Genomic DNA, 13,742 nt, shown 5'->3' with positions numbered 1-13,742 from the left:
AGGGACCGTCGGTCCCTTTTTATATTGATGAAGTTGTTTTGAGTTCCGCCTGTAAACGCTCGTATTTGGCTTGCAGCTCTTCCTTGCTTTCGCGCCACGCCGGATTGAAGGGTATGCATTCAACCGGACAAACTTCCTGACACTGCGGCTGACTGAAGTGACCGACGCATTCGGTACATTTGGTCGGATCTATCTCGTAGATTTCCTGGCCCATGTAAATTGCGTCGTTCGGGCACTCAGGCTCGCATACGTCGCAATTGATACATTCATCAGTAATTAAAAGGGCCATGACAATCTCAACTCCAACTTACTTCTGTGCCGCGATTTTCTCTTTCAGCCATTTATCGACCGATGGAAAAACAAACTTCGACACATCACCGCCAAGTGCGGCAATCTCACGAACTATCGTACCAGAGATGAATTGATACTGATCTGACGGGGTCAAAAACAGCGTTTCGACGTCAGGCAACAAATAGCGATTCATGCCGGCCATCTGGAATTCGTATTCGAAATCGGATACCGCGCGCAAGCCGCGCACAATCACGCGTGCATCATGACGACGCACAAAATCTTTCAGCAAACCAGAAAAACTCTCGACATGCACGTTCGGATAGTGACCCAAGACTTCATTGGAAATGGTCAGACGTTCTTCCAGCGAAAAGAATGGCTTTTTATTCTTGCTGTCGGCAACACCGACGATCAACTTGTCGAACAAACCCGATGCGCGACGCACCAGATCTTCATGACCGCGCGTAAGTGGATCGAATGTTCCTGGATAGATGGCTGTAACCAATTGTGGCTCCGTAGGGTGGCTGTGGTTGTCAGCTCGCGGAAAGCACGGCGCATGCGCCGGATGAGTAGCAAAGATATGTTTTGCTGCTAGTTCCTATATAGCGCAACAAGGCGCTAGGGACACCGCAAATAACTGAAAGCGCATTATGCCTGAACTTCCGGCAATTTTTTTGCTTGCAAAAGATGATAAAAAACCATGCCTGCGTTATCTGCCCGCACGACATCCCAATCTGTCAGCCAATCTGGCGGCGTATCCGTCACCAGTGACTCTTCTGCTTCGACATAAATCAAGCCGTCTTTAGCCAGCAATTGCGCACATGAGGGTAGCATTTTGACGAGCCAGTTTTGGTTATACGGCGGGTCAAGAAAAATCAGATTGAACTGCCCTGCCGCACCACGCGTCTGCATGCCTTGCATAACTGACAAGGCATCGCCGCGCACGATGCTGACTTGATCAGCACGCAATTTTTCCTTGGTTGCTTCTAGCTGTCTGACGGCAGGTGTATGCACTTCTACCATCACAACTTGTTCTGCACCGCGGCTGGCTGCTTCAAAACCCAGCACGCCGGTACCGGCGAACAAATCCAGACATTTGGTCCGGCTCCAGCCACCATCGATCAAATGATTGATCCAGTTAAAGACCGTTTCACGCACGCGATCAGGCGTAGGACGCAAACCCTCGACATCAAGCACAGGCAAAGGCGTGCGCTTCCACTGTCCGCCTATGATGCGCACCTGATGCGTCATCGCCGGACGTGGCTTGTGTTTAGGGGCAGATTTAGTATTCGGCTTCTTGGGCATGAGGAGCAATGGCGAACTGAATCGACCATGGGAAAGTGTGTGCAGCGTGGATTGTAATGAGTCCCACCCACGCACGCCAGCAAGAACGCTTATTTATCAGCGCCGACAACGACAGTTGATAAATTATCCAGTTGAATTTTGCGATTAAACGCAGCCTTGATCTGATCTGTCGATACTGCAGCGACCTTCGCGGTCCAGGTATCCAGATAATCCAGCGGCAAATCGTAAAAGCCTATCGCCGCAATATTTTCCAAAATCTTCTTGTTGCTATCGATGCGCAGAGAAAAACCACCGATCAAATTATCCTTCGCCGCCTTCAATTCAGATTCGGTCGGACCATCACGCAAAAATCCAGCGACTGTATCGCGCACAACTTGCAAGGCTAGCTCGGCTTGTTCCTTTTTCGTCTGCAAGCCTATCTGGAATGGCCCAAGTTGCGCCATCGGGTTGAAATAGCTACTGACGCCGTAAGTCAAACCACGCTGCTCGCGCACTTGCTGCATCAGCCGCGAGACAAAACCACCACCGCCCAACACATAGTTACCAACCGTCAATGGAAAATGATCTGGATCATGGCGCGCCAAGGCTGGCATACCAATCAGAATATGTGCTTGCGAAGCTTGATGCGGAATGCGCTCTTCCGTCCCTTTTGCAATCACAACTGCAGGCAGATTAGGCAAAGGTTCACCTTGCGGCAAACGCATCGTCAATTCCTGTGCAATCTTGTCCGCTTCGGCACGCGTCACATCGCCTATCAGCGCGACCACTGCGCGATTGGCAACATAATGTTGGGCATGAAATGCCAGCAAGTCATCGCGCGTAATTGCTGTGATCGATGCCACGTCGGGTTCCTGTCCATACGGATGCGTACCGTACAACAAATGGGAGAATGCCTTGTCCGCAATCGCTTCCGGCTTGGTCATACTCTCCTTGATGGCGGAAATAATGCGCGCTTTGTCACGTGCCAGAAACTCTTCGGGGAAGCTCGGATAAGCCAGCAGGCGCGCCAGCAATGGCACCGACGTCTCGCGCTCGCTCACCAACGTACGCAAACTCACGCCGGAACGATCATCATCCAGACGCGCACCACGCTGCGCGGCCGTATCGGCAAATGCATCAGAAATTTGTGCCTCGCTCAATGCAGGCTCATTACCGTTCTGCGTCTTTGCCTCGTGCACGCCGCGCGCCAACATCGCGTTTGTCAATGAAGCCGTACCAGATTTACCGGCAGGATCGCGACGCGAACCAGCATCGAAATCGACACTCACATCCAGCATCGGTATCGTATGGTTTTCAACAAACAGCACACGCGCGCCATTACTCAAAGTCCAGGATTGAATCTGCAACGCAGCGTAAGACACGTTACAAGCAGCACACAACATAAGGCTGGCAATTAATTTAAACATCGAGACTCCGGATACGTTTTTGTTCTTGGCAAACAATGTGGGGTACGGCATGCGCGATCAATGACGCAAACCGCTAGGTGCAGGCGCAGCTTTTTTCTCGGTGAGCGGCAACGGCACCAAGGTACCGACCGTCAAGGCATCGTCACCGAAATATTTCTGCGCAACTGCCTGCACTTGCTGCGGCGTAACGGAGCGCAGTTTTTCGATCATGCGGTCAGTATCCTTATAGGAAAAACCCGACATTTCCATCCGGCCTATTTCCATCGCTTGCCCGAACACGGAATCACGCTTGTAAATCTGAGCAGCTATCAATTGCGTTTTGACGCGTTTCAACTCGGCTTCGGATACGCCTTCTTTTGCAATCCTGTCGATTTCTGCACGCAATTGTTTTTCCAACTGTTCAGTCGTTGTGCCTTGCGCCGGCGTGCCATCGAGCATGAACAACACCGGACCGCGTGCAATGCCGGAATACGAAGCACCAACATCGTTGGCCACTCTGTCAGTACGCACCAGCTTGGCCGTCAAACGGGCATTGTCGTACCCATCCAGCACAGCGGCCAATACGCTTAATGCGTAAGGGTCTTCATCCTTCTCTATATCGCGCAAGGCCGGCACTTTGAATGCCAGCACGATATACGGATTCTCTGCGGGGGCTTTGACGGTGACACGCTTGATACCATTTTGCGCTGGTTCATTCTGCGGCCTGGTACGCGTCAGTGTTTTGCCGGGATAGCGACCAAAGTATTTTTCTGCCAGGGCATAAACCTGTTTCGCATCGACATCACCGGACACCACCATGGTTGCATTGTTCGGCGCATACCATGCGTCATGCCAAGCCTTCACATCATTGACCGTCATGTGCTGCAAATCGTCCATCCAACCTATGATGGGATTGCGATAAGGATGTGCCGCGAACGTGGTCGCCACCAAAGCTTCATACAACTGCGAGGTCGGTTGGTCGTCGGTACGCAGGCGGCGCTCTTCCATCACGACACGGATTTCTTTTGCAAACTCATCCTTGTCGAATACCAAATTCGCCATGCGATCGGCTTCCAGCGCCATCACTGCTTCCAGCTTGGATTTTTCGATTTGCTGGAAGTAGGCGGTGTAATCCTTGCTGGTGAAGGCATTTTCACGACCACCAAGTTGCGCCACGCGCTTGCTGAATTCGCCCGGCTTCAACTTCTTGGTGCCCTTGAACATCATGTGTTCCAGTGCGTGCGCAACGCCGGTGACGCCATTGTGCTCATCTACCGAACCGACCCGATACCAAATCATGTGCGCTACCGTGGGTGCGCGGTGATCTTCATTAACGATGATCTTCATGCCGTTCTTCAGCGTGAACTCTTCAGTTTGTGCGGCATTTGCCCATACCGGCGCTAAAACGATGGTTACCGCCAACAGCATTGCTCTGATACTCAATTTGATGACCTTCGCTCTGATAGAATACGTCGATTGTATCCGCTTGCCTGCAATACACCGGCAAGCGCCTCTGACCGCTGTTCTGACCCCATTCCCGATGTTTAGTTTCTTCAAGAAAAAACCGCAAGAACCCGCGCCGGCACCGCAAGTACCGGCAGCACCTGCGAACGAACACCAGACACCACCAGCTTCCGAGCCGCTGATTGCACCTGCACCGCTGGAAATCGAGCAACCGGCGGAAATCGTCGCAGCCGTTACGCCGGTAGAACAAAAGCAATCATGGATGGCCAGACTGAAGGTCGGCCTTTCCAAAACGTCATCCAATCTGACGACTCTATTCGTCGGAGCCAAGATCGACGACGATTTGTACGAAGAACTGGAATCGGCGTTGCTGATGTCCGATGCGGGCGTCGACGCTACGCAATTCCTGCTGGATGCGCTCAAACGCAAGGTCAAGAATGAAAAGCTGACCGAAGCCTCGCAAGTGAAAACAGCCTTGCGCACTCTGTTGCTGGAGATGCTGACGCCTTTGCAAAAACCACTGGTACTGGGTCAGCACCAACCGCTAGTCATGATGATTACCGGCGTCAATGGTGCGGGCAAGACCACCACCATAGGCAAACTGGCCAAGCATCTGCAAGCGCACAACCAATCAGTATTGCTGGCCGCGGGTGACACCTTCCGCGCCGCAGCGCGTGAACAATTGACGGTTTGGGGCCAACGCAACAATGTGACCGTGATCGCGCAAGAATCTGGCGATCCGGCTGCCGTCGCCTTCGACGCCGTGCATTCGGCCCAGGCACGCGGCACTAATGTCGTGATGGTTGATACGGCAGGACGTTTGCCCACACAACTCCATCTGATGGAAGAGTTGAAAAAGATTAAACGCGTGATGGCCAAAGGCATGTCGTCCGCGCCGCATGAAATCCTGTTGATCATAGATGGCAACACAGGACAAAATGCGCTGACGCAAGTCAAAGCCTTCGACGATGCCTTGGGACTGACAGGTTTGGTCGTCACCAAACTCGACGGCACCGCGAAAGGCGGCGTACTGGCGGCCATCGCACGCGCACGACCGATCCCGGTTTACTTCATCGGCGTCGGTGAGCAGATTGAAGATTTACAGCCTTTCAATGCACAGGAATTTGTAGAAGCTCTATTGGGCTAACGATATCGATGATTGAATTCCACCAAGTCTCGAAAAAATACACACAGAATGTGACCGCGCTGTCCGACATCACACTGTCGGTCGGCAAAGGTGAACTGGTCTTTCTGGCCGGCCCATCCGGTGCCGGCAAATCCACGTTGCTGAAATTGATCGCCGCGATGGAAAGACCAAGCGAAGGTTCGGTCATCGTCAGCGGCCACGACATCAGTCGTATCAAATCATCCGGCATGCCTTATCTGCGCCGTAATCTCGGCTTGATTTTCCAGCAGCAACGCTTGCTGTCGGATCGCAATGTCTTGGCTAACGTTATGCTGCCGCTGATCGTCTGTGGCGCATCACGTGCTGATGCAGAACGCCGTGCCCGTGCTGCGCTGGATAAAGTCGGGCTGCTCGACAAGGCATCTTCTGCACCACTGACCTTGTCCGGCGGTGAACAGCAGCGCGTCGCCATCGCCCGTGCCATCGTTAATCGTCCGCAAATCATTCTGGCCGATGAACCGACCGCCAATCTGGATCGCGAAAGCGCCAACAAGGTTTTGGATGCGCTCAAGGCTTTCCACGCAGTCGGCGTGACTTGCCTGATCTCTACTCACGACGAACAATTCCTCGATACCGCAACCCGCGTGATTTATCTTGATCATGGAAAAATTATTGAAAGCTGGCGCAGAACAGCACCGCAGGTGTCCGCATGAATAGCTGGCTCAGACAACATGGCTTTGCACTAGGCGATGCATTCCGTCACCTGTTCAAAACGCCGGGTAATTTCCTGCTGAATGTATTGGTGGTTTCGATTGCGCTGACCCTGCCTTTCGCTGGCCTGACCTTGCTGGAAAACGTACGTCCCGTCTCCGAACAATTGGCGGTACAACCAGAAATCAGCATTTTCATGGCGATGGATGCTTCGCGCGAACGTGCCACTGCCGTCGGGCCAGAAATCAAACGCATTGCGCAAGAAGCCAAACATCCAGTCAAACTGGAATTCATCCCGCGCGAAAAAGCGCTCAGCACGCTCAAAGACAAAACCGGCCTGGACGATGCCATCACCACGCTGGGTGCTAATCCTTTGCCTGATGCCTACGTCGTTAAAATGACGGGCTTTCAAAATGATGGCGACGCCAAAAAAATCACCGCCATCGTTGAAAAGCTGAAGGCACTGAATGGCGTCGAATATGTACAAATCGACTCCGCATGGGTCGAACGTCTGGCGGCCTTGCTGCAAGTCATGCGCTTGATTCTGCTGTTCCTCGCCACCACGCTGGCCGTCGTCGTCGTCGCAGTGGTCTTCAACACTATCCGTCTGCAAGTCATGACGCAACGCGAAGAGATCGAAGTCTCGCGTCTGGTCGGCGCTACCGATTCCTTCATTTGTCGGCCGTTTTATTACACCGGCGCCTTGCTGGGCTTGATTGCCGGCGCGGTTGCGCTGATTGCTGTTGCCGTGGCCCTGAATCCATTGAACGCCGCTATCGCCGACTTTGCCCGCCTGTACGCGTCCGAGTTCCGCTTGGTGCCACTGGACATCGTCGCTACGCTGGTTCTGCTTGCCGCCAGCGCCTTCCTTGGCTTGATCGGTGCGTTATTGTCAGTGCAGCGCCATTTGGCACGTCTGGCGTAATACGAGCAATGTAAGCACCCACTGACGTCGACATTCAGAGCATTCAAAAAAAGGGCCTTTTCAGGCCCTTTTTCTTTCCGTAAAGAAATGTAAAGCTTCATCAAAATCGCAGGTTTTTACGCAACTTCCTTCCATAATTAGGCTCTAATTCCCACAAGAAAAGTGCAATTGTGATCAGATATGCAATAGCATTTAAGCTATGAGAGCAGTATAAAACCCTCATTAGCACTCATTTAAAGAGAGTGCTAATATAGCTCCTGTAAATGATTTTGCTCTATGCAGCAAATCAGCTTCTGAACGAAATTTAGCAAGGAGAACGCATGAAAGCAGCATCTGCATCGACCGCATTGATCCCAAACAGCAATATGCTGGCTTTGGGCTTTTCTGGCGCGCTGGGCAATATTGACGCTTACATCTCGGCGGTCAATCGCCTGCCTATGCTGACGCACGAAGAGGAAATGTCTTTGGCACGCCGCCTGCGCGACGAGAATGATCTCGGCGCTGCGCAAAAACTCGTGCTGTCGCATTTGCGCTTGGTCGTATCGATCGCTCGTGGCTATCTGGGTTATGGCTTGCCGCACGCTGATCTGATCCAGGAAGGCAATATCGGCTTGATGAAAGCCGTGAAACGCTTCGACCCGGATCAAGGCGTACGTCTGGTTTCGTATTCCATGCACTGGATCAAGGCTGAAATGCATGAGTACATCCTGAAAAACTGGCGCTTGGTGAAAGTGGCAACGACGAAGGCACAACGCAAGTTGTTCTTCAATCTGCGCAGCCACAAAACCGGCCTGGACTCCATGACGCCGGATCAAGTGGACGCATTGGCGAAAACCTTGAACGTCAAACGGGAAGAAGTCATCGAAATGGAAACACGCTTGTCCGGTCGCGATATTGCACTGGAAGCGCCTACCGACGATGAAGACGACAAGTTTGCACCTATCGCCTATCTGTCTTCGGACATGCAGGAACCGACCAAGGTATTGGAGTCGCAGCAATTTGATCGTCTGCAAACCGAAGGTCTGTCTAGCGCACTAGGCAAACTGGACCCACGCTCACGTCGTATTGTCGAAGCGCGTTGGTTGGCAAACGATGATGGTTCGGGCGCAACGCTGCACGAGTTGGCAGATGAGTTCGGCGTATCAGCTGAACGCATACGTCAAATCGAGGCAGTCGCTCTGAAAAAAATGAAAGGCTCGCTGGCCGCTTACGCTTAAACCCGTAGGCAGCAGTGAACAAAAAAGGCGCTCCTCGGAGCGCCTTTTTTATGCCTGTCTTCTTTACGTTTTCTCTGCCAGCAGAGTCTTCAGATCCTGCACGATAGGTTCTATGCCCTGCCCGTGCCGTATGAACAAACGGATCCGTCCTTGTTGGTCAAATACATAGCTACCCGCAGTGTGATCGACGGTGTAACTACCCGGTGTTTTGCCCGGTACTTTTTGGTAAAACACTTTGAATTCTTTAGCAGTTTTTTCAGTCTCTGCCAGATCGCCGCGCAAACCGAGGAAGCGTGGATCAAATGCCGGTACGTACTGCGCCAGCAAAGCTGCGGTATCACGCTCAGGATCGACGGTTACGAACAGAACCTGCACGCGGTCAGCATCGGGACCCAGCTCTTTCATCACATTCGACATTTCCATCATGGTCGTCGGACAAACGTCAGGACATTGTGTAAAGCCGAAAAACACGACAACCGCTTTACCTTTGAAATCTGCCAGGGTGCGCAGCTTGCCATTGTGATCGTGCAGCGAAAAATCTTTCGCGTAGCCCAAACCGGTGAGATCGGTATTGTTGAATACAACAGGTTTCGCTTTATCGCTGCAAGCACTCAAAGCAAATACAGCAGCACACATGATCAGTAGGGAACGAAAACGCATTTTTTAAAATCTCAAATAGTGATCGACCAGCAAGGCCGCAAACAATAGCGACAGATAGATGATCGAGTAGGCAAACATCTTGCGCGCGATCATGTCGGTGTAATGGCGATACACCTGCCACGCGTACCAAACAAAAATGGCATCGAGAATCGCAACCGCAACCAGATAAATCAATCCACTCATACCAACCGCAAATGGCAACATCGTCGTTGCCACCAAGGCAATCGTGTACAGCCAGATATGGAATTGAGTGAAAGCCGTGCCATGCGTAATCGGCAACATAGGCAGACCAGACTTCGCATATTCATCACGACGATACAAAGCCAGCGCCCAGAAATGCGGCGGCGTCCAGATGAAGATAATCAAAACCAGTATCCACGCCTGCATAGGCAAATCGTTGGCAACCGCGGCCCAACCGAGAGCTGGTGGCATCGCGCCGGACAAACCACCGATCACAATATTTTGCGGCGTCGCTGGCTTGAGAATAATCGTGTAAATCACTGCGTAACCGACAAAGGTGGCAAAGGTCAGCCACATCGTCAGCGGATTGACGAAGTTGTACAGCACCCACATCCCCGCGCCACCGATCACGCCAGAGAAAACCAAGGTTTGCAATACGGTAATTTCGCCACGCGCCATAGGGCGACGTGCGGTACGCGCCATGCGTGAATCGATTTCGCGCTCCACCAGGCAATTGATGGCAAATGCAGCACCTGCCAACAACCAGATACCTATCGTTGCCGCAACAACAATTTTCCAGCTTGGCAACTCAGGCGTTGCCAAAAACATGCCGATGACGGCGCAAAAAACGGCCAGCTGCGTTACGCGCGGCTTGGTCAAGGCCCAATACTGGGCAATACGATTTGGGGAAGCTGTCAGAGTAGTCATGCGTTGTCGTTCGATACTGCCGGCGGGCGTGAATCAATCTGATTCGACGCGTGATTGTGCCCGGCATTACCGGGAATTCTAGCCTTGTAGTTTAACATGACCAGCAATAGGACAAGCAGCGCTGCACAACCATTGTGCGCGACCGCCAATGCCAACGGCCATTTCAATGACACTGTTGCAATGCCGATAGTGATCTGCAAGGCCAGCGCGCCCAGCACAGCACGCGCGGTGATGCGCAAACCTTCTATCTTGTACGCCTTGTAGCACACCCAGCCGATATAGCCGACCACAACAAAAGCAAACACCCTGTGCGTCCAATGAATCGCCGTCAATGCAGGGAATGGCAAATATTCGCCATCGGCAGTCATACCGAGACTGCGCCAAAGCGTGAAGCCGTTTTCAAAATCCATCTGCGGAATCACCGCGCCATGACAAAGCGGAAAATCGCTGCAAGCTAAAGCAGCGTAATTGGTGCTGACCCAACCGCCCAAAGCAATCTGCACAGCCAGCAAGATCAAAGCGATCAAGGCGGGAATCCGCAAGGCATACGCACTTCTATCAACCGGTGCATGCTCCTTTTGTCTTGCGCCTACCCAAGTCAGCATCGCCAGCAAGGTCATACCCAGCAATAAATGTATCGTGACGATCACTGGCTGCAATTTCATCGTGACAGTCCACGCACCGAACGCACCTTGTATGCAAACGAACACCAATAATGCGACCGGGAAATGCGGCGAGAATTTTTGTATCGTGCGACCACTCTGCAACCAGAAGCGCCACGAAATCACCACGATGGCGATGATCAACACACCTATGCCCATCGCCAGATAGCGATGTATCATTTCCACCCAAGCCTTCATCACGGTGACTGGACCGTCAGGCATCAATGCTTCAGCCGCGCGTATATGTTCCATCGCCTGTAAAGGATTGGCATGACCGTAACAACCCGGCCAATCAGGACAACCGAGGCCTGAATCCGTCAGCCGCGTAAAAGCACCGAACATGATCACGTCAAATGTAAGGAACAAGGTTACCCACACCAGCTTGCGGTATTTGTTTGGATCCTTGGAAGACCACACGATGACGAACGCCAGCAAGGCAACCAATATGCCTTTGCTTGCGAGTTGAAACAGCATGCCGGAATCAGCCAATTGCAGAAGCCTTTAAGAGTTTGTACAAATCTTTCTTGATCTTGTTTGGATCAGCATCTTTAGGGAAACGCATCATCAAATGCCCGAGTGGATCGATCATGTAGATATGATCAGTCACTTTAGTTCCCTCTTCCACCGGTAACCATGCGCGCACGACATCCGCTTTGACGCGCAACATCTCGGTGCCGTCGAATTCACGAATCAGTATGGTATCCAATGGCTTGTCATCAGTGATGAGCCAGACACGTTCTATGCGCTCCATCTCCTTGCCTTGTGCCAGACGCAACTGCCGCATATCGTGCAATTTCTTTTCGCACGAAGCTTCGCAATCAGCATCACTCACCTGCAACATGACCCATTTCCCTTGGTAGGCATCAAGCGTGGCCGGCTTCTTGTCCAGTGTCATCGCACCCAACTCTGGTATTGGATGTTCACGCGGGTCTATGAGTGCACCGTAATTGGTACGGCTCTGCGGCTTGATCACGTAATACGTAAAGTACGACAGAATAATCGGTGCCGCACAGACCAAAACCACGGCGAATAATTTCCAGCGTCCCTTGTTTTTATTTGGTTCCACGTCGAATTCCTGTCACAACAAAAAAAATGAAGGCCATTGCAGCCAATCCGTACCACTGAAATGCATAACCACGATGTTTCTCCACACCGTTTGATGGCACAGGCCAATCACGCACCAAACCATCCTTGGTATCACTCAACTGCTCAAGAAGTATCGGCGCCATCTTTAATTGACTGGCTTCAGCAAAACTGGCGATATCGAGATTTTGCACAATCGCATGTGGACGTGGCGCATCGACTGCACCAAGTTGCATCACATGTCCGATATCGTGCCGTGCCGTGCCCTCGATCTCTATCGTTCCTTCTGGCGTGACGAGAGGTGGCATTTTAGTTCGGTCTGCGGCATTGCGCGGAACCCAGCCACGCGCGACTAATACGTACAAATTGCTTGCCGCAATTTTAAACGGCATCAGCACATAGAATCCGGCCACACCGTTATGCGGACGGTTATCCAGATAGATCGGCCAATCACGTAGAAATTCACCTTTGACGAACACTCGTCTATATTCAATCTCATCGGAATGTGGCGTGATGTCGCCTAACTGAAGTGCTGGTGCAGCTTGGCGTGTCTGGAGCTTTTGTTCAATGGCAATTTTTTCAGCCGCACGCCGCGTTTGCCACTGTCCCAGAGACAAACCGATGGCCACCGCAATGGCTGCAGCAACAAATGGAATGAGTCTAAATCGGAAGGTGAATCGCATTACAATGTCACTTTACTCAACACATCCTGCATCGGGTGGCAGCGTTCTGTCAGACAACGAACACATCCATCATCGCCATGAAAATCATTGTCGCCATCGCTTTTATCCTGATCCTCGGCAGCCTGGGATCAGCCTTGTTCTTCTTAATGAAGGACAAAGGCAAAAGTAACCGCACCGTTAAAGCACTGACGATGCGCGTGGGATTTTCTATCGCGCTCTTTATTCTGGTACTAGTAGCCTATCGATTCGGATTGATACAACCGACCGGCATACGCTAATTTTTTGCTCCATTTAATTCCGATTGCACGACACGCAACATTTCGTTTCAATCGTAAAAAAGCCGCACCGAAGTGCGGCTTTTTTATATCTCGCTCATACTGCCAGCGTGATTTACAGCCAGTAGACCACAACGTACAAACCGAGCCAGACCACGTCGACAAAGTGCCAATACCAAGCAGCACCTTCAAAAGCAAAGTGATTATCTGCAGTGAAGTGTCCCTTCAGCACGCGGTACAACACGACGCTCAGCATGATTGCACCCAAGGTCACGTGGAAACCGTGGAAGCCGGTCAACAGGAAGAAGGTCGAACCATAGACACCCGAAGTCAATTTCAGGTTCAGTTCGCTGTAAGCGTGCATATATTCATAGACTTGGAAGCCCATGAAGATCGCGCCCAACAAAATAGTTGCAGCCAGCCAGAAAGCTGTCTTGCCACGGTGATTCTCACGAATCGCGTGATGGGAAATAGTCAGCGTCACACCCGACAACAACAACAGAGCTGTATTGATTGTTGGGATCCAGAATGGTCCCATCGTCGTGAACGGTTCAACTGTACCGGCTGGACCAACGTTACCCCAATGTGCCGCGAAATCAGGCCACAGGATTTTGTTATCCAGATCGCCGAGCCACGGCATCGCGATGCTGCGTGCGTAAAATAAGGCGCCGAAGAATGCTGCAAAGAACATGACTTCGGAGAAGATGAACCAGCTCATGCTCCAGCGATAGGATGCATCGATGCGCTTGTTGTACATGCCACCTTCGGATTCCGAAATGGCATCACCGAACCAGAAGTACAGCACAACGAGGAAGCCGAGCAAACCAGCAGCCGTTGCATAAGGTCCCCAGGCAGCGTCATTCACCCAGCCTGATGCACCTAGCATCATGACGAGTAAAGAAACCCCGGCACTCACTGGCCATCTGGAAGGACCAGGCACGAAATAGTAAGGCGCATTCGCGTGTTGAGCACTCATCTCCATCTCCCAAAATTCAAATAGTGACGTTGCAAGGACAAATCAAACTATGCCACAGGCAACGCGATAAATTTCATTTCGACTATCGGCTTGG

Annotated in this window: 16 protein-coding genes; 5 read left to right on the top strand and 11 right to left on the bottom strand. The window is 51.8% G+C overall.

From position 1 onward, the window contains the following. Positions 1–19: 19 nt before the first annotated feature. The 5 genes from AC07N2_RS07060 to AC07N2_RS07040 form a co-directional block, all read right to left on the bottom strand. Positions 20–289, bottom strand: a complete 270-nt coding sequence (locus AC07N2_RS07060) for a YfhL family 4Fe-4S dicluster ferredoxin (protein ID WP_076593260.1) — start codon at positions 287–289, stop codon at positions 20–22. Between the two features lie 18 nt (positions 290–307). After that, on the bottom strand, positions 308–793 hold the full coding sequence (gene coaD, locus AC07N2_RS07055; RefSeq protein WP_076593259.1) for a pantetheine-phosphate adenylyltransferase: 486 nt from the start codon (positions 791–793) through the stop codon (positions 308–310). A 143-nt stretch (positions 794–936) separates the two neighbouring features. Continuing rightward, the gene (gene rsmD / locus AC07N2_RS07050; RefSeq protein ID WP_494777601.1) at positions 937–1,593 is read right to left on the bottom strand and encodes a 16S rRNA (guanine(966)-N(2))-methyltransferase RsmD; all 657 of its coding nucleotides are present in this window, start codon (positions 1,591–1,593) and stop codon (positions 937–939) included. 89 nt (positions 1,594–1,682) lie between these two features. Beyond that, positions 1,683–2,999: a M16 family metallopeptidase gene (locus AC07N2_RS07045; protein WP_494777600.1), complete on the bottom strand. Its 1,317-nt coding sequence runs from the start codon at positions 2,997–2,999 to the stop codon at positions 1,683–1,685. A 57-nt stretch (positions 3,000–3,056) separates the two neighbouring features. After that, a complete protein-coding gene (locus AC07N2_RS07040) occupies positions 3,057–4,427 on the bottom strand; it encodes a M16 family metallopeptidase (RefSeq protein ID WP_494778128.1) in 1,371 nt (456 codons plus the stop codon). A gap of 91 nt (positions 4,428–4,518) precedes the next feature. On the opposite strand from AC07N2_RS07040, the gene ftsY reads away from it, so the two are divergent. The 4 genes from ftsY (at position 4,519) to rpoH (ending at position 8,421) form a co-directional block, all read left to right on the top strand. After that, the gene (gene ftsY, locus AC07N2_RS07035; protein ID WP_494777599.1) at positions 4,519–5,589 is read left to right on the top strand and encodes a signal recognition particle-docking protein FtsY; all 1,071 of its coding nucleotides are present in this window, start codon (positions 4,519–4,521) and stop codon (positions 5,587–5,589) included. 8 nt (positions 5,590–5,597) lie between these two features. Beyond that, complete coding sequence (locus tag AC07N2_RS07030; protein WP_494777598.1) at positions 5,598–6,281, top strand: cell division ATP-binding protein FtsE; 684 nt, start codon at positions 5,598–5,600, stop codon at positions 6,279–6,281. Continuing rightward, positions 6,278–7,204: a permease-like cell division protein FtsX gene (gene ftsX, locus AC07N2_RS07025; protein ID WP_494777597.1), complete on the top strand. Its 927-nt coding sequence runs from the start codon at positions 6,278–6,280 to the stop codon at positions 7,202–7,204. Before AC07N2_RS07030 ends, ftsX begins: the two co-directional genes overlap by 4 nt. 320 nt (positions 7,205–7,524) lie before the next feature. After that, positions 7,525–8,421, top strand: a complete 897-nt coding sequence (gene rpoH / locus AC07N2_RS07020; protein WP_494777596.1) for an RNA polymerase sigma factor RpoH — start codon at positions 7,525–7,527, stop codon at positions 8,419–8,421. Between the two features lie 63 nt (positions 8,422–8,484). Here the strand turns inward: rpoH and AC07N2_RS07015 are convergent, their stop codons facing one another. Genes AC07N2_RS07015 through AC07N2_RS06995 form a run of 5 tightly spaced genes read right to left on the bottom strand, consistent with a single transcriptional unit; the run spans position 8,485 to position 12,397 of the window. Beyond that, on the bottom strand, positions 8,485–9,081 hold the full coding sequence (locus AC07N2_RS07015; protein WP_494777595.1) for an SCO family protein: 597 nt from the start codon (positions 9,079–9,081) through the stop codon (positions 8,485–8,487). 3 nt (positions 9,082–9,084) lie between these two features. After that, positions 9,085–9,969, bottom strand: coding sequence for a heme o synthase (gene cyoE / locus AC07N2_RS07010; protein WP_494777594.1), 885 nt, complete (start codon positions 9,967–9,969; stop codon positions 9,085–9,087). Further along, on the bottom strand, positions 9,966–11,105 hold the full coding sequence (locus AC07N2_RS07005) for a COX15/CtaA family protein (protein WP_494777593.1): 1,140 nt from the start codon (positions 11,103–11,105) through the stop codon (positions 9,966–9,968). Before AC07N2_RS07005 ends, cyoE begins: the two co-directional genes overlap by 4 nt. A 7-nt stretch (positions 11,106–11,112) precedes the next feature. Further along, the gene (locus AC07N2_RS07000; RefSeq protein ID WP_494777592.1) at positions 11,113–11,697 is read right to left on the bottom strand and encodes an SCO family protein; all 585 of its coding nucleotides are present in this window, start codon (positions 11,695–11,697) and stop codon (positions 11,113–11,115) included. Beyond that, positions 11,684–12,397: an SURF1 family protein gene (locus tag AC07N2_RS06995; protein WP_494777591.1), complete on the bottom strand. Its 714-nt coding sequence runs from the start codon at positions 12,395–12,397 to the stop codon at positions 11,684–11,686. The genes AC07N2_RS07000 and AC07N2_RS06995 overlap by 14 nt, the downstream gene beginning before the upstream one ends. A 77-nt stretch (positions 12,398–12,474) precedes the next feature. Between AC07N2_RS06995 and AC07N2_RS06990 the strand changes: the two genes are divergently transcribed. Continuing rightward, complete coding sequence (locus AC07N2_RS06990) at positions 12,475–12,675, top strand: twin transmembrane helix small protein (protein ID WP_076593248.1); 201 nt, start codon at positions 12,475–12,477, stop codon at positions 12,673–12,675. 112 nt (positions 12,676–12,787) lie between these two features. Here AC07N2_RS06990 and AC07N2_RS06985 read toward each other — a convergent pair whose 3' ends face one another. Further along, the gene (locus AC07N2_RS06985) at positions 12,788–13,648 is read right to left on the bottom strand and encodes a cytochrome c oxidase subunit 3 (protein ID WP_076593247.1); all 861 of its coding nucleotides are present in this window, start codon (positions 13,646–13,648) and stop codon (positions 12,788–12,790) included. Positions 13,649–13,742: the final 94 nt, after the last annotated feature.

The organism is Herminiimonas sp. GW821-FHT09C12, assembly GCF_059416385.1.
The sequence above is the reverse complement of the archived record's forward strand: the minus strand, read 5'-3'. Positions and strand labels throughout refer to the sequence as shown.

Bases quoted from the DNA above. Each gene is read 5' to 3' on its own strand.
- AC07N2_RS06995 (WP_494777591.1), bottom strand. From the start codon at position 12,397: ATGCGATTCACCTTCCGATTTAGACTCATTCCATTTGTTGCTGCAGCC.
- ftsY (WP_494777599.1), top strand. From the start codon at position 4,519: ATGTTTAGTTTCTTCAAGAAAAAACCGCAAGAACCCGCGCCGGCACCG.
- cyoE (WP_494777594.1), bottom strand. From the start codon at position 9,969: ATGACTACTCTGACAGCTTCCCCAAATCGTATTGCCCAGTATTGGGCC.
- AC07N2_RS07030 (WP_494777598.1), top strand. From the start codon at position 5,598: ATGATTGAATTCCACCAAGTCTCGAAAAAATACACACAGAATGTGACC.
- AC07N2_RS06985 (WP_076593247.1), bottom strand. From the start codon at position 13,648: ATGAGTGCTCAACACGCGAATGCGCCTTACTATTTCGTGCCTGGTCCT.
- rsmD (WP_494777601.1), bottom strand. From the start codon at position 1,593: ATGCCCAAGAAGCCGAATACTAAATCTGCCCCTAAACACAAGCCACGT.
- AC07N2_RS07015 (WP_494777595.1), bottom strand. From the start codon at position 9,081: ATGCGTTTTCGTTCCCTACTGATCATGTGTGCTGCTGTATTTGCTTTG.
- AC07N2_RS07045 (WP_494777600.1), bottom strand. From the start codon at position 2,999: ATGTTTAAATTAATTGCCAGCCTTATGTTGTGTGCTGCTTGTAACGTG.
- AC07N2_RS07005 (WP_494777593.1), bottom strand. From the start codon at position 11,105: ATGCTGTTTCAACTCGCAAGCAAAGGCATATTGGTTGCCTTGCTGGCG.
- rpoH (WP_494777596.1), top strand. From the start codon at position 7,525: ATGAAAGCAGCATCTGCATCGACCGCATTGATCCCAAACAGCAATATG.
- AC07N2_RS06990 (WP_076593248.1), top strand. From the start codon at position 12,475: ATGAAAATCATTGTCGCCATCGCTTTTATCCTGATCCTCGGCAGCCTG.
- AC07N2_RS07060 (WP_076593260.1), bottom strand. From the start codon at position 289: ATGGCCCTTTTAATTACTGATGAATGTATCAATTGCGACGTATGCGAG.
- ftsX (WP_494777597.1), top strand. From the start codon at position 6,278: ATGAATAGCTGGCTCAGACAACATGGCTTTGCACTAGGCGATGCATTC.